The following is a 19,826-nucleotide window of genomic DNA, read 5'->3' on the forward strand; positions in this document are numbered from 1 at the left end:
GAAAGCCCGGCGTTTGCGGCACGCCACCACCCCCCGGCCCCCTCATCTGAAGAGGAGGGGGAGTGCGTTAACAGGAAAGGGTGCGGATGACGGCTTCAGCCACGAAAATGACGCCGGAGCAGGCGCGTGATCCGGATTATTTCCCGGGCCTCGCAACCGCCATACCGCTGGGCATCCAGCACGTGCTGGCGATGTTCGTCAGCAACATGACCCCGGCGATCATCGTCGCGGGGGCGGCCGGGTTCGGATACGGCTCGGGCGATACGTCCGAGATGATCTACATGATCCAGATGGCGATGCTCTTCGCCGGGATCGCGACGCTGCTCCAGACGATCGGCTTCGGCCCGGTCGGCGCGCGGTTGCCGCTGGTGCAGGGAACCAGCTTCGCTTTCATCCCGATCATGATCCCGATTGTCGCGGGCAAGGGCGTGGAGGCGATGGCGGCGCTTACCACCGCCGCCTTGTTCGGCGGGCTTCTGCATGCGGGACTGAGCTTCTTCGTCGGCAAGATCCGCTTCGCGCTGCCGCCGATGATTACCGGGCTGGTGGTGCTGATGATCGGCCTCTCGCTGATGCGGATCGGCGTGCAGTATGCGGCTGGTGGCGTTCCGGCGATAGGGACGCCGGCTTTCGGCGCCTGGCAATCCTGGCTGCTGGCAGGCGTGGTGGTCGTGACGACACTCGCGCTCAATTTCTTCGGCCGGGGCATCTGGTCGACGGCGGCCGTGCTGCTGGGCCTGATCGCGGGCTATGTGGCGGCGCTGGCCATGGGACGCGTCGACTTTGCGCCGGTCGCTTCGGCCGGGCTGGTCATGCTGCCGATGCCGTTCCACTTCGGCTTCGCGCTCTCGGCCTCGGCGATTCTGGGCTTCTGTCTGACCGGCTTCGTCTCCTCGATCGAATCGATCGGCGATGTCGATGCGATCTGCGAGGGAAATGCGGGACGCCCCGCCACCGATCACGAGCTACAGGGCGCGGTCTGCGCGGATGGTGTCGGCACGGCGCTTGCCGCGGTGTTCGGCGCCATGCCCAATACCACGTTCAGCCAGAACGTCGGCCTGATCGCGATTACCGGGATGATGAGCCGCCATGTGGTGACGCTGGGCGCGCTGTTCCTGATCGCCTGCGGACTGCTGCCCAAGGTCGGGGCGGTGATTACCACCATCCCCATCGAAGTGCTGGGCGGCGGCGTGATCGTGATGTTCGGCATGGTCGCCTCGGCCGCGACCTCGATGCTGGCAGGCGTGGAATGGACGCAGCGCAACATGCTGATCTTCGGCGTGTCGCTGTCGCTGGCGCTGGGGCTTCAGCTGGAGCCGGAGGCCTTGCAGCACTTGCCCGAGACTTTGCGCATCCTGCTCGGCTCGGGCGTGCTCCCCGCAGCGGTGACGGCGGTCATGCTCAATCTGCTGGTGCCGGGGCGAACCGACGTGCGCAAGATGCAAGGTGTCTGACTTATGGCCCTCTCCCCTTCAGGGGGGCGGGTTGGGAGAGGGGGGAGTGCGTATGGCGGGCCCCCTCTCTACTTCGGCTAGGCCGCCAAGCCTTCGTATCTCTCCCCTGAAGGGGAGAGAGCATTATTGCGGAATTTGTCTAAAACCGGAAGCCGGTCGAGGCGGCCCAGGCGATCGCTACGCCGATGGCGAGGCCGATCAGCGCCAGCACCGGCGACCAGCGCAGGTCCTGTGCGGTTTCACCGGCTTCCAGCTTGCGCTTGCCGGTGATCATCGCGGGCACGAGGCGCTGGCGTTTCCACACTGCGTAGAAGGCGATCGCCACGATATGCAGCGCGACGAGGGTGAGGATCACGTTGAACACGGTTTCGTGAAACTCGGCGAAAGCGCGGCCCTGATCGAACGTGATGTAGTCCGACAGCGGCCCGCCGTCGAAACCATCGACATCGATGGCGAAGAGACCGGCGACAACCATCACGAGCAGCGCGCCGAGCATCGCGATGACGCTCCAGCCGCCGAGCGGGTTGTGCCCGTCGGCGGCATGGGCACTCTTGCTGCCGAGCGTCTTCGCATAAGCGGAAACGGCGCCCGGCCCTTTCACGAACTGGCCGAAGCGCGCTGTCCGCGGGCCGGTGAAGCCCCAGAACAGGCGGAACACCAGCAGCGCGAGGATCGCGTAGCCGGAGTAGCGGTGCCACTCCATGTCATGCTGCTCGCCGGTCCACCATGAAAAGCCCACGAAGCCGACAAGCAGCCAGTGAAACAGGCGGATCGCCGGATCCCAGATCCGCGTGCTGGCGGTTGCGGCTTCGCTCATGGCCTCTCGTCCGTTCAGTCGTCGGCGCGGAACTGCTTGTGGCACGAACCGCAGGTTCCGCCCACGGCCTTGAACTGGGCCTGCATCGCGGCAGCATTGCCGGTGTTCGCGGCGGCGACCAGCTTGTCGGCTTCGGTCACAAGCTTGGTCATGTCGGCATCAAAGGCTGCGCGGTTGGTCCAGATCGCGGGGAGGGCGTCCGTCTCGACACCCGACGAAGGACCGGTTCCGGCCGGGAACAGCTGCCCCTGAACGCGGCCCGTGGCAGCGATGGTCTTGGCGGCTTCGAGGACCTTGGCCTTGTCCGGCGTGCCCGAAAGCTCACCCTTCAGGGCCTTCATCGCTGCGCCCATCTTCTTGAAGTTGGCCTTGCGCGTTGCGATCGTGGTGCTGGCGGAAGGCGCAGCGACGGCAAGCGTGGCGCCGCCGGCCATGGCAGCGGCGGCGAGGCCAAGAGCAGTAAGGGCAGCGATTTTGGATCGTGTCATGGTCTCTTCCTGAATGAAGGGGGGCAGGGTGTTACGGCCTAACAACCTAAGGGTTGGCTGCAAAGACATGATTATAAACATCACGCACTGTCGTCAGCCCGCTTTCTGCGGCCTGAACGGCAGTCTTGCCATAAGTGTTGGGAAGGTCGGTGCGCGCGCCATGATCGGCGAGCACGCGCAGCATGGCTTCCAGCTCCGGATGCCAGCCGCCGTTCAGGACAAGGTGCAGCGGCGTCATGCCATTGCCGTCGGCCACATTGACGCCGGGCGCCAGGCTGAGCGCATAGGCGAGCGTCGCGGCGCTCTGGCCATGCGCGGCGGCCAGCACGACATTGGTGCCGTTTTCGGCAACGAAAGCGGTATTCGCACCCGCCGCGACGAGTTGCTTCATCACTTCCGTCTGGCCGCTCTGCGCGGCGATGAGCAGCGGCGGCGTGGGCGGGACGGGAGGGGGCGGCATACCGAAGTTGGCCTCCGTCACCCATTTGATCCGCGAAGGGCCGGTCAGCCCGTTGGGATCGGCGCCTTTTGCCAGCAGCAGCGCGACCAGCGCCTTATCGCCCCCGGCTGCTGCGGCATGGAGAAGCTGGTTGCCATTGCGGTCATGCGCGGCAAGGTCGGCGCCGCGCTCGACCAGCAGCGCGGCGGCGCCCCAGTTCTTCTGGTAGATGGCAAGCTGCGCCGGGCTGGTGTTCTCGGGGCCGCGCCACGAAATGTCCGCACCGGCATCGAGCAGCAGCTTCGTGGCTTCGGGAACCCCGCTCTTGATCGCGAAGGCCAGCGGCGTGAACTGGCCCGGCGTCACCCGGTTGACTTGCGCCCCGGCTTTCAGCAGCGCGGCCATCGCTTCCAGATTGCCGGACGAGGCCGCCCACATCAGCGGCGTCTGGCCGCGCGCATCGGCGCTGTCGGGCTTGGCGCCCATCGCCAGCATCCGCGTGACCGTGCCGGCCGGTGCGAAGCGGGCGCAGATGGCGAGCGGGCTGGTGCCGCCGCGCCCGCTCTTGCCGACATCGGCGCGCGCATCGAGCAGGGCATCGACGATGGCGCCATTGCCGCGCTCGCAGGCAAGGCCAAGCGGCGTCAGGCCTTCGGTGTCGGCGGTGTCGGGCTTGGCGCCGTGGCGCAGCAATGTGGTCACGAGCGCTGGGTCCTGCGTCTCGATCGCGCGGGCCAGCGGGCTTTCGCCATAGGCCAGCGCGGCATTGGCGCTGGATCCCGCTGCGAGAGCGGCCGCCGTGCCTGCGGCATCGTCAGCCCCGATCGCGCGGGCGAGGGCCTGTGTGTCGCCCGTGGGGCGCGCCTGCGCGGGGGCAGCCGCAGCCAGCGCCATGGCAAGCGCGGAACCGAGAGGCGCCAGGTTATTACGCACTGAGGAGTTCCTTGAGCGGCCCGGTGCTGTCTCCGAACGACGTCGCCGGCACGTCCAGCAGGTTGAGCCCCGCCAGCAGCAGGTTCGACATGGTGGTGCCGTGCTCGACTTTCACATGGCGCCCGCCTTTCACCAGCCCGCCCGAGACGACGATGGGCAAGTCCATGAAATCGTGCTGGTTGGAATCGCCGAAGGCCGATCCGCGGATCACCAGCGTGCGGTCGAACAGCGAGCCTTCGCCATCCTTGGTGTCCTTCATGCGCTGCAGGGCATAGGCGAAGAAGGTCATGTGATAGCGGTTGATCTTGGCGAGCTGCTTCATCTTTTCGGGATTGTTCCCGTGGTGGCTCAGCATGTGGTGCGAATCCGGCACGCCGATTTCGGGATAGGTGCGGTTCGACAGCTCGCGGCCGATCATGAACGTGCCCACCCGCGTCATGTCCGCCTGCATGGCCAGGATCTGCAGGTCGATCATCAGCTTCACATGCTCGGCGAAGTCGTCGGGAATACCGGCGGGCTGCGTCATCGAGGCGGCCTGCGCGGGCGGGGGAGAGCTTTCCGCGCGCTGGATGCGCTTTTCGATGGCGCGGGTGGCGTCGAGATATTCGTCGAGCTTGTGGCGGTCCTCCATGCCCAGCTTGCCGGAGAGGCGGGCGGTATCCTCCATCACGAAGTCGAGGATCGAGGCCTGCTTGCGCAGCCGGGCGAGGCGGCTCTTCTCGTCGAGCGCCTCGCCATCGCCGAACAAGCGCTCGAACACCGCGCGCGGATTGGCCTCGACCGGCAGCGGCACGGTCGGCGTCAGCCAGGAAATGCCGTTGGTATAGGCGCAGGAATAATTGATGTCGCAGCTTCCCGCCATGCTCGGCAAGTCGATGCTCAGCTCCATCGAGGGAATCTGCGTGGCATCGCCCAGATGCGCGGCGAAGACCTGATCCATCGACGTGCCCGCGCGGATGTCTGGCCCTTCGGTCTGCTTGACGTGGGTGCCGGTGAGGAAAGCCGGGCAGGAACGGCCGTGCCCGGCCGCCGCATCGCCCATCGCCGCTGCCTGCGGGTGGCCGAGCCCGGTGAACACCGCGATGCTGTCCTTGTGCGCCTCCAGCGGCTCCAGCGTGGAAGGCAGCGTGAAGTCCGCGCCTTCGCCGGTGGGGCGGTATTCGGGCATGGTCATGCCGTTGGGCGAATAGAACACCTGCAGCCGCTTGGGCCGCGCGCCGATGTCCGCCGCGCGGGCGCTGGGCATCATCGCTTCGAGGAACGGCAGCGCCATGGCCGTGGCACTGCCGCGCAGCACGGTGCGGCGGGAGAGGGGCTTGCGGGTGATCCTCATTTCACGGGGCTCCCTGCATGGGGGATCGTCTTGGGTGTAACGCGTGCCTCAATCCTCCCTGTCCCCGCAGGGGATGGGGAGGTGGCATTCGCGGAGCGAATGACGGAGGGGTTTTTCCCCCTCCACCACCCGCTGCGCGGGCGGTCCCCCTCCCCATCGCTGCGCGACAGGGAGGATTGTACGGACGCATAGGCCGCTTTGAACGGTTCCGGCGTCTTGCGCATGGTGAAGGCCGGGCTGGCGGCGATGCCCTTGATGATCGTGCGCACGCGGTAGCCGTCCGCCGCGGCATCGCTGGCGATCTCGCGCACTTCGGGCATGTCCTGCGGACCGAGGCCGCGGGCGAGGGCGTAGATCATCAGCCGCTCGGCAAAGGCCTGCGCGAACTCGTCCTTGCGGTCCATCAGGATTGTCTGGAGGCCGCCGATCCCGGCGAATTTCGTGCCGTCGGGCAGCACCGCGCCGCTGTCGATGGGCTGGCCGGCATCCACCGTGCGCCAGCCGCCAACGGCGTTGAAGTTCTCCAGCGCGAAGCCGAGCGGGTCCATCTTCACATGGCAGGCGGCGCAGGACGGATCGGCACGGTGCAGTTCGAGCTGCTCGCGCGCGCTCAGCAGGCGCCCGTCATGCTCGGTCTTGAGCGCGGGCACGTTGGGCGGCGGCGGGGGCGGCGGCGAGGCGAGGATGTTGTCGAGGATCCACTTGCCGCGTTTCACCACAGAGGTGTGGTTGTTGTAGGACGTGACGGTCAGGATGCTTGCCTGTCCCAGCAGGCCGCCGCGATGCCACTCGGGCTTGAGCATGACCTTGCGGAAGGCGGTACCGGTCACGCCGGGGATGCCGTAGTGCTCGGCAAGGCGCTGGTTGAGGAAAGTGTAGTCGGCCTCGATGAAGTCCGTCACCGGGCGGTTGCCGGACAGCACGCTGGCGAAGAACATCTCGGTCTCGGTCGCCATCGCCTGCTTGAGGCGGGTGTCGAACTTGGGGAAGACGTCGATGTCCGGCTTCTGCTGGTCGAGATTGCGCAAGTAGAGCCACTGGCCGGCGAAATTGTCGGTCAGCGCCCCGGCCCTGGGATCGGCCAGCATCCGGGTGATCTCGCCATCGAGCACGCCCGGCGCGCGCAGCTTGTTCTTCTCGGCCAGCGAAAGCAGGCGCTCGTCGGGAATGCTGCTCCACAGGAACAGCGAAAGACGAGTGGCCAGTTCCAGATCGGAGACCGTGTGGACGCTGCCCGGCAGGCTGCCGGCCGGATCGTGCTCGACCACGAAGAGGAATTCGGGCGAGACGAGGATCGCCTCCAGCGCCGCTTCCACGCCGTGCTCGAAATCCGATGCCGCGCGCTCCTGCGCATAGATCCGCATCAGCGGCGCGATGTCGAATTCGCCGACCGGGCGGCGCCAGGCGCGGCGGGCGAGGGTGGACACGATCCTGCGCGCGCAGGCCTCTTCCTGAGAGGCCTTCTTCGGATGGCACAGGAACACCGCGCGGCGGCTCGGCGTGTCGGGCACGCCGACGGCGTCATAGGGACCGGCCACGTCGATCTGCAGCACGTCGCGCGGGAAGTTCTGCTGCGAATAGCGCTGGTGCATCCGGTAGGACGGCACTTCCAGTGTGGAGACCCGCTGGCCGTCCACCCAGACGTCGAGCGGCAGCATTTTCGGCGGATCGAGCGGCAGCGGTACGGCGTCGGTGCTGTTGTGCAGCGTCTGCACGGTCTCGTCCGGCCAGAACTGGCGGCGGAACGAGAGGCCGACCCGGTGTGCGCCAGCCTTGATCGGCACGCGCACGCTGTAACGGTCCTCGGTCAGCCGGTCGGTTTCGTTGTTGGTGTTCGAATTGAGCCAGGCGGCGATTTCGTAAGTGCCGTCGTAGCGGGCGAAGTATTCGAAGGCCCCGCCGCCGCGCGAGGCCAGCGGCAGGTCCGCGCTCGCCCGCTCATTGTAGGCCGGCACGCCCGAGTTCTTCACCGACCCGTCCTTGGGGACCTGGTAGGTCGTCACGAATTCGGGGCGCGAGGTCAGGCCCGTCGCCAGCCGCCCGACTTTGCCCGCCACCGCGATGTAGCGCTCCATCAGGGTGGGCGAGACGGTCAGCACATCGGCGATGTTGTCGAACCCGAAGCCCGAATTGTCCTGCGGCAGCTCGCGGCTGAAATCGACATCGAGCGAAAGCAGGTCGCGGATCGCGTTGGCGTATTCGTAGCGGTTGAGGCGGCGCAGCGTGGCCTGGCCCGGATCGGGATTGGCTGCGGCAAAGCTGGCGCGCGACTGGCCGAGCCACTGCACGAAAGCGGCGCGCTTTGCCGGATCGGGCTGGGGCTTGGAATGGGGCGGCATTTCCCCGGCGGCGACGCGGCGCAGGATCTTTTCCCACTGCTCGGCATGTTTGCCGGTGCGCAGATCGCTGGCCTTGAGGTCATCGACCGACAGGTTGGCGGCCATGTCGAAATCGTTGTGGCAGCGCGAGCAGTATTTATCGAGCATCGGCTCGATCATTGCGGCCTGTGCTTCGGATGCGGTTGCGGGGAGGGTTTCGGGCGCGTTCCCTTGCGAGGCGGCGTAAACGGCGGCCGCCGTGGCAAGGGCGCTGAGCGCCAGCGCGCTGCTGCCGATAGGAAGTCGCCTTATCAGGCTCATTGTGATGTCCGACCCTGTTTGCATGACCTGCCGCCGTTGTAGCGGCGCCCGCCCGCCTGTTTCCGCCGTGGCAGGGCTGCTGTCGGGCTTTTGGACTATCGGTTGGGAGTGGCAGCGTCCATTGCCATTAACCGGACACAGAGTGCGCATAATTCGCACGCCCTGCGGAATGGGCTGGAGATTTTTCGATCAGCCACCGGAGGCGGGCCCCGGCGTATATCCCTCTTCTCGTCATCCCCGCGAAGGCGGGGATCCATCTCCGGCCTTATCGTATTGATCCGCCTCAGGAGATGGGTTCCCGCTTTCGCGGGGATGACCAAGGTTCGTTTGTTGCTTCGTTCCGGGCGGGCTTACAGCGCGCCGATTGCCAGGAACCGCTCTTCACGCTGGCGCAGGATATCGGCCGGAGCCACGCCTTCCAGCCCCGCCAGCTCGCGGCCCAGCGCATCGGCGAGGGCACGCGCGGTGCGGGCCGGATCGCGGTGCGCGCCGCCGGTGGGTTCCGGCACGATCCCGTCGATGACGGCAAGGTCGAGCAGGTCCTGCGCCGTCACTTTCATGGCGGTAGCGGCATCGGCGGCCTTGTCGGGCGTGCGCCACAGGATCGAGGAAGCGCCTTCGGGCGAAATCACCGAATAGACCGCGTGTTCCAGCATCAGCACTTTGTTGGCGCTGGCAATCGCGACCGCGCCGCCCGAGCCGCCTTCGCCGACGATCGCGGCGACCATCGGCACCTTGAGGGCCAGGCAGGCTTCGGTCGAGCGGGCGATGGCTTCGGCCTGGCCGCGTTCCTCGGCCTCGACGCCGGGGAAGGCGCCGGCTGTGTCCACCAGCGTCACTACCGGCAGGCCGAATTTGCTGGCCATTTCCATCAGGCGGATCGCCTTGCGATAGCCTTCGGGCTTGGCCATGCCGAAATTGTGCTTGATGCGGCTGGCGGTGTCGTGGCCCTTTTCGTGGCCGATCACCATGACCTTGCGGCCGTCCAGCTTCGCCAGCCCGCCGATGATCGCGGCATCCTCGCCATAGAGACGGTCGCCGCCGAGCGGCACGAAGTCGGTAAAGGCCAGCCGGATGTAGTCGACGAAGTGCGGGCGCTGCGGATGGCGGGCGACCTGCGTCTTCTGCCAGGGCGACAGCCTGGCATAGGTCGCGGCCAACATGCCGGCGCTCTTCTTCTCCAGCTTCTGGATTTCCGCTTCGATATCGAGGTCGCTGCCATCGGCCGTGGCGCGCAGCTCAACGATGCGCGCTTCCAGCTCGGCGATCGGCTTTTCGAAGTCCAGGAACGAAATCATACTAACCTAGTCATATTGTGTTGGCTGCCCGCTGTCTCCGTCATTGCGAGCCGAAGGCGAAGCAATCCAGGGCGGCCGGCGCCGACTCTGGATTGCCGCGGGGCTTCGCCCCTCGCAATGACGAGGTCAAGGGGAGAGGAACCCATCGCTCCTATGCCGTCCCGTTTCGTTTCGCCAGCCACTCTTCGAGCCACTTGATCGTGTACTCGCCGCTGTTGAACTCGGGGTCTTCCAGCAGCGCCTGGTGCAGCGGGATCGAGGTCTTGACGCCGCCGATCACCATTTCCTCCAGCGCGCGCTTCAGACGCATGATCGCGCCCTTGCGGGTGCGGCCCGAGACGATCAGCTTGCCGATCATGGAATCGTAGTAGGGCGGAATGCGGTATCCGGCGTAGAGCCCGGAATCGACACGCACGTTCATGCCGCCCGCTGCGTGGTAGCTGTCCACCAGACCGGGCGAGGGCGTGAAGTTCCACGGGTCTTCCGCATTGATGCGGCACTCGATGGCGTGGCCCTTGAACTCCAGCTCGTCCTGCGTGAACGACAGCGGCTTGCCGTCGGCGATGCGGATCTGCTCGCGCACCAGATCGACGCCGGTGATCGCTTCGGTGACGGGATGTTCCACCTGCAGGCGGGTGTTCATCTCGATGAAGTAGAACTCGCCGTTTTCCCACAGGAACTCGATCGTGCCCGCGCCGCGATAGCCCATGTCGGCCATGGCCTTGGCGACAATGCCGCCCATGCGCTCGCGCTCTTCGGCGGTGATGACCGGGGAGGGGGCTTCTTCCAGCACTTTCTGGTGGCGGCGCTGCAGCGAGCAGTCGCGCTCGCCCAGATGCACGGCATTGCCGTTGCCGTCACCGAAGACCTGGAATTCGATGTGCCGCGGATTGCCGAGGTACTTTTCCATGTAGACCGTGGCATCGCCGAAAGCCGCCTTGGCTTCCGAGCGGGCCTGGCCCATCTGGCTTTCGAGTTCCTCGGCCGAATTCACGACCTTCATGCCGCGCCCACCGCCGCCCGAAGCCGCCTTGATGATGACCGGGTAGCCGATCTTCTCGGCCAGCGCGCGCGCCTCGTCGAAGTCCTCGATCGCGCCGTCCGAGCCGGGCACCAGCGGCAGGCCGAGCGCACCGGCGGTACGCTTGGCTTCGACCTTGTCGCCCATCGTGCGGATATGCTCGGGCTTGGGGCCGACCCAGGCAATGCCGTGGCTCTCGACGATTTCGGCAAAGCGCGCGTTTTCGGAGAGGAAGCCGTAGCCGGGGTGGATCGCGTCGGCATCGGTGATCTCGGCGGCCGAGATGATCGCGGCGACGTTGAGATAGCTGTTCGCGGCGGACGCCGGGCCGATGCACACGGCATGGTCGGCCAGCCGCACATGCATCGCGTCGGCATCGGCAGTGGAGTGCACCGCGACGGTTTCGATGCCCATCTCGCGCGCGGCGCGGTGGATGCGCAGCGCAATCTCGCCGCGGTTGGCAATCAGAAGACGTTTGATGGCCATGAAGCGCCCCGTTCTCAGCCGATCACCACCAGCGGCTGATCGTATTCGACCGGCTGCTGGTTGTCGACGAGAATGGCGGTCACGGTGCCGGACTTGGGCGCGGTGATCTGGTTCATCACTTTCATCGCCTCGACGATCAGCAGCACATCGCCCGCCTTCACCGTCTTGCCGACCGAAATGAAGTCCGCCGCGCCAGGTTCGGGAGCGAGATAGACGGTGCCGACCATCGGCGACTTCACGGCATCGACCGGCGCGGCGGCCGGTGCAGCCTCGGCCGCCGGGGCTGCGGCGGGTGCGGCTACAGGCGCAGATGCCATCGGCATGGCGGGCATACCGGCGGGATAGGCGGCGGCCGTCATCTGCTGGATCATCTGGCGGCTGACACGGATCTTGCGGTCGCCGTCTTCCACCTCGATTTCCGAGAGGCCGGTTTCCGCCAGCAGTTCGGCCAGCTCGCGGACCAGAGCGCTATCGATATTCACGCGACTTCCTTTCGTTCCAGATACCCGAGCAGCGTTGCCAGCGTGGTCTTCAGGTCCTTGCGGTGGACCACCATGTCCACCATGCCGTGGGCATGGAGGTACTCGGCGCGCTGGAAGCCGTCGGGGAGTTTTTCACGGATGGTGTCCTGGATCACGCGCTGGCCGGCAAAGCCGATGAGCGCGCCCGGCTCGGCGATCTGCACGTCGCCGAGCATGGCATAGCTCGCCGTGACGCCGCCGGTGGTGGGATCGGTCAGGACAACAATGTAGGGCAGGCCAGCCGCGGCAAGGCGCCGGGTGGCCACAGTGGTCTTGGGCATCTGCATCAGCGAGAGGATGCCTTCCTGCATACGGGCGCCGCCCGCAGCCGTGCAGATGACATAAGCGCAGCTTTCGGCAATCGCGCGTTCGACGCCGGCCACGAAAGCCTCGCCCACGGCCATGCCCATCGAACCGCCCATGAACCTGAAGTCCTGCACGCCGAGCACGGCCTTGCAGCCATCGACCGTGCCGAAGGCATTGGTCAGCGCATCAGGATAGGGATTGGCGGCGCGGGCAGCCTTCAGGCGGTCCGGATATTTCTTGGTGTCGCGGAAATTGAGGGGGTTTTCCGGCACTCTCGGCGTCGCCAGGATGGCATAGCCGGGATCGAGCAGCAGGTCGAAGCGCGCCTGCGTGGCGATACGGCCATGGTGCTGGCAATGCGGGCAGACCGACAGGTTGGCTTCGAAATCCTTCGCGAACAGCATTTCGCCGCAGCTCGGGCATTTCATCCAGAGATTGTCGGGCGTGTCGCGTTTCGCCAGACTGGAAAGCGAATTGCGGACCTTGCTGAGCCAACTCATTTTGGTGCGTACCGATCTCGTTGAACAGGGCGTCAGACCGGCCGGTGAGGCCGCATCTTCCGGAACAACGATCCGCGCGACGACGTGCAAGCCCCTCTGTTCTGGTGCGCGCTGCCGGACCGTAGAAGCGGCCGTTTAGGGGAAACCGCTCTCCTGCCGCAAGCCAATTTGGCGCCGTCTGTGGGCAACTGGGGATACGGCGCATCGCCGGGATGCAGCGCTTGTGCGGTAGATGTCATTAATTTGTGCATGAAATCCGCATTTTCAGCATGAAAGTTTCAATTTGTCGTGATGGCTGGATATAATTGCAAATTAACACCTCTAATGGCGATCCGCGAAAAATTCTGCTGCCAGGCTCTCTTGTGAATGCGCATCCCGCTGCCCCATGACCTTGCCGCCACGGCAGGTTATGACGGCGCCCGCGGCCGCTCCGGTAGCGGCCGGGCTGAAGCAGGAGCGAGAAACTGGAACATCGGGAAGCCGCATCGGGGGCTGCGCAAGTGCAAGTACAGCGCAGCGCATACCGCGCTCCGGCAGAGGATCCGCGCCCGATGGAGGTGCCGGTCGAGGCGCCGGTGGCGATCGAGACCAATGGCATCGCTTATGCCGTGATGATGGCGACCCCGCTCGATCTGGAGGATTTCGTGACCGGCTTCCTCATGGCCGAAGGGCTGGCGGGGGCCGGCGAAGTGGGAGAAGTCGCGCTGCACCGGGTGGAGAACGGCGAATGGGGCGCCGGGCATGTTGCCCGCGTCAATCTGCCGCCCGACCGCCTCGGCCCGATTCTCGAACGGGCGCGGCGCCGGGTGGGCGACAGTTCCTGCGGGATCTGCGGGATCGAGGGCGTGGAGGCGGCGCTGCGTCCGCTTCCCCCGCTGCCCCGCCGCAGCGAGGCCGCTCCGGAGGCCATCCGCCGCGCGCTCGATGCCTTCGCCCAGCGCCAGCCGCTGGGCCGGCTCACCCGCGCCACCCACGCGGCGGCGTTCTGCAGCGAAGCAGGCGACGTGCTGCTGGTGCGCGAGGACGTGGGGCGGCACAATGCGCTCGACAAGCTCATGGGCGCGCTGGCGCGGCAGGGGATGGCGCCGGCAGACGGCTTCGTCGTCATGACCTCGCGCTGTTCCTACGAACTGGTCGAGAAGACGGTGCGGGCGGGCTGTCCGCTGCTGGTGACGATCTCCGCGCCCACCGATCTGGCCGTGCGCCGGGCCAGGGCCGCCGGGCTTTCGCTGGCGGTGGTGGCGCGCGACGATTCGATGCTGCTGGTGTGCTGACTAGGGCGTGCTGCTGCCTAAAGGCGCAGCGAACGCCCCTTCAATCCGGTCGCCATGGCTTGGAGGCATCGACACGACGAGGAATTCAACGGGTTCGGCCGTGCGGTTCATCGCCTGATGCAGTACGCTAGGCGCAATCTCGACGCCTTGGCCAGCCTTGATTGTCAGCATGGCCGCTTCCGTTCTTATCGAAAGCACGCCTGCAAGGACCTGGAAAAATTGGCGTGACTTTGCGTGGCTGTGGGGCACTTCCGCTCCGCCCGGGACCATCCGTTCACGAATGATGCTGAGATCGGGCCGTTTCAGGAGATGCCATCCGTCGTTGACGCCGCCCCAGACATAATGTTCGGCATTGCTCTGATCGATCACTGCCGGAGTCTGCATGTCTCCACCACTGCCTTCCTGTGCGCTGATCGATTGTGCGGCTGTGAGGGCCAGAATTCCCGCTGCGACGATCCGCTTCATACTTGCCCGTTTCATGCTTGCGGCCCCTTCCGTTGGAAAATCCATCAGGCCCGATCTGATGGAACTGCGGCCTGTAGCCTAGTGAACAAAGGGGCGTTGGGGGAAGCCCCGTTCGGGAAACGAGCGGGGAACTCCGGTTTGCAACCGATGTCGATCCCCATTTGGCGTTCGTCGAGTAGCGCAGGCGCCCGGGTCCGGTTTTGCTTGTAGTCGGGGAGTGGTAATCCTAGGTTTCCCGCTATTCCGGGGTTTGAAAGACAAGGATTTCCCAACATGGCCGTAATGACCGACCAGGATACCGCGGGTGAGCTGAAGCTGACCCCGCCCGATCCCGTGCCGGCCGTAAAGCCCGAGCGCGCCGCCGGTCTCGTGCCGGTGGGAGACGAGCAGAAGACGAAGCTGCAGGTGCGGGTCGACGAGTTCGTGAACGATCTGGTCTCGCAGGATTCGAACTCGCCCGAGTTCGGCCGCCGCGTCGATCAGATCACCAGCATGGGCCGCAAGGAGATTTCGGAAGCGGCGGGCCAGTCCAATCGCTTTCTCGACCGTCCGGTCCGCGCGATGGACAAGGACGCGGGCGTCGGGGCGGATCTGGCCGAGTTGCGCCGCACGGTGGAGGATCTCGATCCCTCGACCAAGGGCGACCTGCTCAGCAAGCGCAAGCTCTTCGGGATCATCCCGATGGGCTCGAAGCTGCGGGGCTATTTCGACAGCTACCAGAGCGCACAGGGCCACATCAGCGCGATCCTCACCCGTTTGCAGAACGGCAAGGACGAGCTGCTGATGGACAATGCCGCGATCGACGTGGAGCGGCAGAACCTGTGGGCGGCGATGGGCAAGCTCGAACAGATGGTGTTCATGTCCAAGGCGCTCGACACTGCCCTGGAGGACAAGGCCGCCGATCTCGATCACACCGATCCCGCCAAGGCCAAGGCCGTGCGCGAATCGGCGCTGTTCTATGTGCGCCAGCGCACGCAGGACCTGCTGACGCAGATGGCCGTGTCGGTGCAGGGCTATCTCGCGCTCGATCTGGTGAAGAAGAACAATGTCGAACTGATCAAGGGGGTCGATCGCGCCTCCACCACCACCGTCGGCGCGCTGCGCACCGCGGTCACGGTGGCGCAGGCGATGGCGAACCAGAAGCTGGTGCTCGACCAGATCACCGCGCTCAACACCACGACTGCGAAGATCATCGACGGCACTGGCCAGATGCTCAAGGACAACACTGCGCGCATCCACGAACAGGCGGCCAGCGCGACGATCCCGCTGGAGACGCTGAGCCGCGCGTTCCAGAACATCTACGACACGATGGATTCGATCGACACGTTCAAGCTGAAAGCGCTCGATTCGATGAAGCAGACGGTCACGTCGCTGGAAGGCGAGATCGACAAGTCCAAGGCCTATATTGCCCGCGCGCAGGGGCAGGCCGAAGGCGTGACCGCCGATGGCAAGGCAGCGCCGTCCTTGCTGGAGGCGCTGAATTAGGGCGGTGGGGGACCAGTAAGCGATGGCCTGTCGTCAATCTTTCAGATCCTCCCTGTCGCGCAGCGATGGGGAGGGGGACCGCCAGCAAAGCTGGTGGTGGAGGGGGAAAAGCCCCTCCGTCAGCCCTGCGGGCTGCCACCTCCCCATTCCGCAAGCGGAACAGGGAGGATTGGTGTAACATGCCCCAGCTTCCCGTCCCCGTCTCGCGCGGCGTCTCGCAGGAGATCATCCGCGCCGCCCGCCGCCAGCGTGCCGCCCGGCTCTACAACGCCCGCAAGGAGCGCTGGCGCTTTCGCCTGCGGCGCATCCGCCGCGCGTTCCTCGCGCTCTCGGGCATCTGGATCGCCGCGCTGGTGGCCGCGCTGGCGCTGGGCGGCTTGTCGTTCGGCGTGTCGATGAGCGCCGTCCTGCTGGGGGTCGCGGTCTTCGTGGTGCTCTCGATCTACCCCGCGGCTCCGCGCACCCATGCCGGGGACCTTGAAAGCGCCAGCCTGCCCGAACTTGCCGGTTCGGCCGAGCTGTGGCTGGAAGGCAAGCGCCGGGTGCTGCCGGGTGCCGCGATCGATGCCATCGACATGATCGGCGTGCGCCTCGAACAGATCGCCCCGCAGCTCGCCACGATCGAGGAAACCGGCCCCGCCGCGCGCGAAGTGCGCAAGCTGCTGTCCGAGCATCTGCCGGGGCTGGTGGACAGCTATACCCGCATCCCGGCGGCGCTGCGCAACCAGCGGGGCGCGGGCGGCACCAGTCCGTCCGAACAGCTCGTCGATGGCCTTGGCGTCATTTCCGACCAGATCGAGGCGATGAGCCTCGACCTTTCGCGCAATGACATCGACGCCCTGGCCACGCGCAACCGCTTCCTCGAAACCAAGTACGTGGACCGTGATTGAGCTGCTGACCGAGCCGGCCAGCCTGCCGTTCTCGGTGGCGCTGGGCGTGGTGCTGCTGCTGGCGGTTATCCAGCTCGTGGGGCTGGGCGATCTGCTCGGCCACGATCTGGATGCGGATGTGCATGTCGATCTCGATCACGATCTGGCCGTTGATGCCGGACTGCTCTCGCTGATCGGCGTGGGGCGGGTGCCGTTCATGATGTGGCTGATGATCCTGCTGTCGATGTTCGGCGTGGTGGGGCTGGCCGGGCAGCATTTCCTGGAGGCGCTGACGGGCGCGCCGTGGTCCGCCTGGCTGGTGAGCGCCGGTGCCGCGCTGGTCGCGCTGCCGGCGACGGGTGCGGTCTCCCGCCCGCTGGGCCGCATGTTGCCCAAGGACGAGACCACCGCCATCAATGTGGCCGCGCTGATCGGGCGCGAGGCGGAAGTGGTGATCGGCACCGCCACGCCGGGCAATCCGGCCCGTGCCAAAGTCACCGACCATTTCGGGCAAGTGCACTACGTGATGCTGGAGCCCGACAATGCGGACCAGCGCTTCGTCCAGAACGAAAAGGTGCTGCTGGTGCGGCGCGAGGGAGAGCTGTTCAAGGCCATCGCGCGCGGCGATCACTATCTGCCGCGGCTGGATTGAGGCGCAAATGCGCGTTGCTGCACGCACGTGGCTGTCGATCGCAGGCTTTGTGGTTCTTGCGGCCGGGCCGATAGCGTTTTCCTACCCGTTTCTTCTGGCTTGGAATCATGGCGGGGTTAGTGTGAATCCCTATTCCGCATGGATGCCAGTCGACTTGTTCGTTGCGCTGCTCATCGGGTGCACAGGATTTATCCCGCTGCGATTTCGAATATCAACGAAGATCCTCATGTTGATATTCTATGTGCCCGCAGTGGCATTCAGTCTGTTGGTGTGGTCCTATTATTGGTGCCCGCTTTGCGACTTCTGAGCGAACTTTGCTCGCAACGCGCGCGTCACTTATCCTCGGCATCGCTCATCCAGGCTGGGATGTCCCGTCGGGCATGGAGCACGCGCCAGGCATCCACATGGGTTTCGAACTCAAGGTAGAATACCAGCCACGGAAACCCTTTGAGCCGAATGGATCTCAAGCCCGGCAGGTTGAGCTCATGAGACCATCGTGGAGAGCCCGCCGCCGGCGTCTCTCCAATGTAGGCATGGGCCTGTTCGAGCGCATCGATGAAGCCGATCGCCACATCTGTACCAGCCTCGTTGATGTAATGCTCGATCGCATGATCGATATCCTCGCGCGCCTTGGCGCGCGGTACGACGGGTTTCGCCGTCACGATGCCTTGCGCTGCGTCACACGGTCACGAAGGTTCTGGAAATAACCGGTATCGACAGGCGCTGTGGCGGGCGAACTGGCTCCGTCGAGAAGCATTTCCCGAAGGCGCTGGGTGTCCTGATCTCTGCGGATCAATTCCCGCACATACTCGCTGCTCGTGCCATAGCCGCGCGCGCCCACCTGCTGGTCGACAAACGCCTTGAGCGCTTCGGGAAGCGAGATGTTCATCGTCGTCATGGAGTGGAAAATAACATCTTTGGCAAAGATTGCCAACGCTTGGGTGCTGCACCGAACACCTGATCAGGCCCCATACCCTCGTTATTATATTCTCGTCATTGCGAACCGAAGATGAAGCAATCCAGGGGTGGTTTGCGCTGCACTGGATTGCAGCGCCCCCTGTGGCTGCTTGCAATGAGGACGTGCGTGGGGAGGCAAGTCACCGCAATCGCAGGTTAAAATCTTGCAATCCTAAATGCAATCGACTCGCAATAATCCGGTTTCGCTATGAGGGGCCTCCGCCTTTCGCTATATCGCCTCAAGACAAGATGAAATCGAGAGCGGGGCGAAGTGCCGTCCGCAGCATCTTGGTTCGGAGAAGTGGAAGATGAGCGCCAGTATCGAACATGGTTCGTGCAGGCCGCGATCCTATTTTATATTGCCATGACCGTTGCGGTCTTGAGGTGATGTAAATTTCATCCGTAAGGATTGAGTGTTTCCCGTGATGATGCCGGTGTTCGATTGAATCTGGCCTGTTTCCACGCGCCTTCCTGAAATGCAGATCGAAGTCATTTGAGCTCAACTGCGTGCGCGCATTTGAGTTGGGATGAAATCGAGAGCGGGGCACAGTGCGCCGCGGCATTCCCTTGAAGGAGAAGTGAAAATGAACGGCCTTTCCAGTGGCCTGTTGGGCATCGGCATGATCGCCGGTGGCATCGTGATCCTGCTGATCGTGTTCGGCGTGATGCTGGCGCGGCTCTATCGGCGCGCGAGCAAGGAAATCGCGTTCGTGCGCACGGGCATCGGCGGGGAAAAGGTCGTGATGAACGGTGGCGCGCTGGTGCTGCCGATCTTCCACGAGACGATGCCCGTCAACATGAACACGGTGCGCCTTGCGGTGGAACGCAAGAACAGCGACGCGCTCATCACGCTCGACCGGTTGCGGATCGACGTGAAGGCGGAGTTCTACGTTCGCGTCCGTCCCGATGCGGGGGCCATTGCCATGGCCGCGCAGACGCTCGGCGCGCGCACCATGCACCCCGAGGCGCTGAAGGACCTTGTCGAAGGCAAATTCGTGGACGCGCTGCGCTCGGTCGCGGCGGGCATGTCGATGAATCAGCTTCACGAGCAGCGCGCGGACTTCGTGCAGAAAGTGCAGCAGGTATCCTCTTCGGACCTGGCGATGAATGGCCTGGAACTGGAATCGGTCTCGCTGACCGGCCTTGACCAGACCTCGATCGAGCACTTCAATGCGAACAATGCCTTCGACGCCGAAGGCCTTACCAAGCTGACCGAGCAGATCGAGCTGCGCAAGAAAACGCGCAACGACATCGAGCAGGACACGCGCGTGCAGATGGAGACGAAGAACCTCGAAGCCGACCGGCAGTCGCTGCAGATCCAGCGCGACAATGAATTCGCGCGCCTTGAACAGGAACGCGAAGTCGAAATGCGCCGGGCCGAGCAGGCGGCGGAAGTCGCCCGCGAGCAGGCGCTGCGCGGCCGCGAGGCGGAAGAAGCCCGCATTCAGGCCAAGCAGCAGGTGGATGCTAAGCAGATCGAGGCGGACAAGACGATCCAGGAAGCCCGCATTGCGCAGGCGCAGGCGGTCGAGCTGGCCCGTCAGGAACAGCAGATCGCGATCCAGAACAAGAGCCGCGAGGAAAGCCAGGCCAAGTCCCAGGCTGACGAAGCCCGCGCCAAGGCGGTTGCCGCCGAGGAGCAGGTCACGACCAGCCGCGAGACCGAAGTCGCCGAGCGTGCCAAGAGGATCGAGCTGATCGAGGCGGCCAAGGAGGCCGAACGTCAGGCGATCTCGGTCAAGGTGGAAGCCGAGGCCGAAAAGGAAGCCGCTGCCAACCGCGCCGAAGCTGCAAGGCTGGCGGCGGAAGGCGAGGCCGAGGCCGAGAAGCTGCGTGCGGAAGCCGCGCGCGTCCGCTTCGAGGTCGAGGCTGCCGGCCAGCGGGCCATC

General features: G+C 65.2%; 18 protein-coding genes. 6 read left to right on the plus strand and 12 right to left on the minus strand.

Going from position 1 to position 19,826, the window contains the following annotated elements; all coding sequences use genetic code 11:
• Positions 1–86: 86 nt before the first annotated feature.
• On the plus strand, positions 87–1,454 hold the full coding sequence (locus NN5_RS14505; RefSeq protein ID WP_067734813.1) for a uracil-xanthine permease family protein: 1,368 nt from the start codon (positions 87–89) through the stop codon (positions 1,452–1,454).
• A 139-nt stretch (positions 1,455–1,593) separates the two neighbouring features.
• On the opposite strand, the gene NN5_RS14510 is transcribed toward NN5_RS14505, so the two are convergent.
• From NN5_RS14510 to accD, 9 genes are all read right to left on the minus strand, one after another.
• A complete protein-coding gene (locus tag NN5_RS14510; RefSeq protein WP_067734814.1) occupies positions 1,594–2,271 on the minus strand; it encodes a cytochrome b/b6 domain-containing protein in 678 nt (225 codons plus the stop codon).
• Between the two features lie 14 nt (positions 2,272–2,285).
• Positions 2,286–2,759, minus strand: coding sequence for a c-type cytochrome (locus NN5_RS14515; RefSeq protein WP_067734815.1), 474 nt, complete (start codon positions 2,757–2,759; stop codon positions 2,286–2,288).
• A 46-nt stretch (positions 2,760–2,805) separates the two neighbouring features.
• On the minus strand, positions 2,806–4,131 hold the full coding sequence (locus tag NN5_RS14520; RefSeq protein WP_245656502.1) for an ankyrin repeat domain-containing protein: 1,326 nt from the start codon (positions 4,129–4,131) through the stop codon (positions 2,806–2,808).
• Positions 4,124–5,464, minus strand: coding sequence for a DUF1552 domain-containing protein (locus NN5_RS14525; RefSeq protein ID WP_067734816.1), 1,341 nt, complete (start codon positions 5,462–5,464; stop codon positions 4,124–4,126). Before NN5_RS14525 ends, NN5_RS14520 begins: the two co-directional genes overlap by 8 nt.
• A complete protein-coding gene (locus NN5_RS14530) occupies positions 5,461–8,103 on the minus strand; it encodes a DUF1592 domain-containing protein (RefSeq protein ID WP_084384950.1) in 2,643 nt (880 codons plus the stop codon). The genes NN5_RS14525 and NN5_RS14530 overlap by 4 nt, the downstream gene beginning before the upstream one ends.
• A gap of 350 nt (positions 8,104–8,453) precedes the next feature.
• Positions 8,454–9,401: an acetyl-CoA carboxylase carboxyltransferase subunit alpha gene (locus NN5_RS14535; RefSeq protein WP_067734817.1), complete on the minus strand. Its 948-nt coding sequence runs from the start codon at positions 9,399–9,401 to the stop codon at positions 8,454–8,456.
• Positions 9,402–9,552: 151 nt separating this feature from the next.
• Entirely contained in the window at positions 9,553–10,908 is a 1,356-nt protein-coding gene (accC, locus tag NN5_RS14540; RefSeq protein WP_067734818.1) for an acetyl-CoA carboxylase biotin carboxylase subunit, read from the minus strand.
• 14 nt (positions 10,909–10,922) lie between these two features.
• Positions 10,923–11,390, minus strand: a complete 468-nt coding sequence (accB, locus tag NN5_RS14545; protein WP_067734819.1) for an acetyl-CoA carboxylase biotin carboxyl carrier protein — start codon at positions 11,388–11,390, stop codon at positions 10,923–10,925.
• Complete coding sequence (gene accD, locus NN5_RS14550; RefSeq protein WP_067734820.1) at positions 11,387–12,235, minus strand: acetyl-CoA carboxylase, carboxyltransferase subunit beta; 849 nt, start codon at positions 12,233–12,235, stop codon at positions 11,387–11,389. The genes accB and accD overlap by 4 nt, the downstream gene beginning before the upstream one ends.
• 551 nt (positions 12,236–12,786) lie before the next feature.
• Between accD and fdhD the strand changes: the two genes are divergently transcribed.
• On the plus strand, positions 12,787–13,509 hold the full coding sequence (fdhD, locus tag NN5_RS14555; RefSeq protein WP_217998659.1) for a formate dehydrogenase accessory sulfurtransferase FdhD: 723 nt from the start codon (positions 12,787–12,789) through the stop codon (positions 13,507–13,509).
• On the opposite strand, the gene NN5_RS14560 is transcribed toward fdhD, so the two are convergent.
• Positions 13,510–13,974: a cupin domain-containing protein gene (locus NN5_RS14560; protein WP_245656504.1), complete on the minus strand. Its 465-nt coding sequence runs from the start codon at positions 13,972–13,974 to the stop codon at positions 13,510–13,512.
• 273 nt (positions 13,975–14,247) lie between these two features.
• Here NN5_RS14560 and NN5_RS14565 point away from each other — a divergent pair, with 273 nt between their 5' ends.
• From NN5_RS14565 to NN5_RS14575, 3 genes are all read left to right on the plus strand, one after another.
• Positions 14,248–15,459: a toxic anion resistance protein gene (locus NN5_RS14565; RefSeq protein WP_067734822.1), complete on the plus strand. Its 1,212-nt coding sequence runs from the start codon at positions 14,248–14,250 to the stop codon at positions 15,457–15,459.
• Positions 15,460–15,638: 179 nt separating this feature from the next.
• On the plus strand, positions 15,639–16,349 hold the full coding sequence (locus tag NN5_RS14570) for a hypothetical protein (protein ID WP_067734823.1): 711 nt from the start codon (positions 15,639–15,641) through the stop codon (positions 16,347–16,349).
• Positions 16,342–16,980 (plus strand): YqiJ family protein, encoded by a 639-nt coding sequence (locus NN5_RS14575; RefSeq protein WP_067734824.1) that lies wholly within the window; start codon positions 16,342–16,344, stop codon positions 16,978–16,980. Before NN5_RS14570 ends, NN5_RS14575 begins: the two co-directional genes overlap by 8 nt.
• 332 nt (positions 16,981–17,312) lie before the next feature.
• On the opposite strand, the gene NN5_RS14585 is transcribed toward NN5_RS14575, so the two are convergent.
• Together NN5_RS14585 and NN5_RS14590 are read right to left on the minus strand one after the other, a co-directional pair.
• A complete protein-coding gene (locus NN5_RS14585) occupies positions 17,313–17,642 on the minus strand; it encodes a type II toxin-antitoxin system RelE/ParE family toxin (RefSeq protein ID WP_067734826.1) in 330 nt (109 codons plus the stop codon).
• Positions 17,639–17,878, minus strand: a complete 240-nt coding sequence (locus NN5_RS14590; protein ID WP_067734827.1) for a type II toxin-antitoxin system ParD family antitoxin — start codon at positions 17,876–17,878, stop codon at positions 17,639–17,641. Before NN5_RS14590 ends, NN5_RS14585 begins: the two co-directional genes overlap by 4 nt.
• Before the next feature lie 643 nt (positions 17,879–18,521).
• On the opposite strand from NN5_RS14590, the gene NN5_RS14595 reads away from it, so the two are divergent.
• Positions 18,522–19,826, plus strand: a 1,305-nt coding sequence (locus NN5_RS14595) for a flotillin family protein (RefSeq protein ID WP_067734828.1), incomplete at its 3' end; no start/stop codon positions are given.

The organism is Novosphingobium naphthalenivorans NBRC 102051 (assembly GCF_001590985.1).
In the GTDB taxonomy this organism is placed as follows: Bacteria; Pseudomonadota; Alphaproteobacteria; order Sphingomonadales; family Sphingomonadaceae; genus Novosphingobium; species Novosphingobium naphthalenivorans.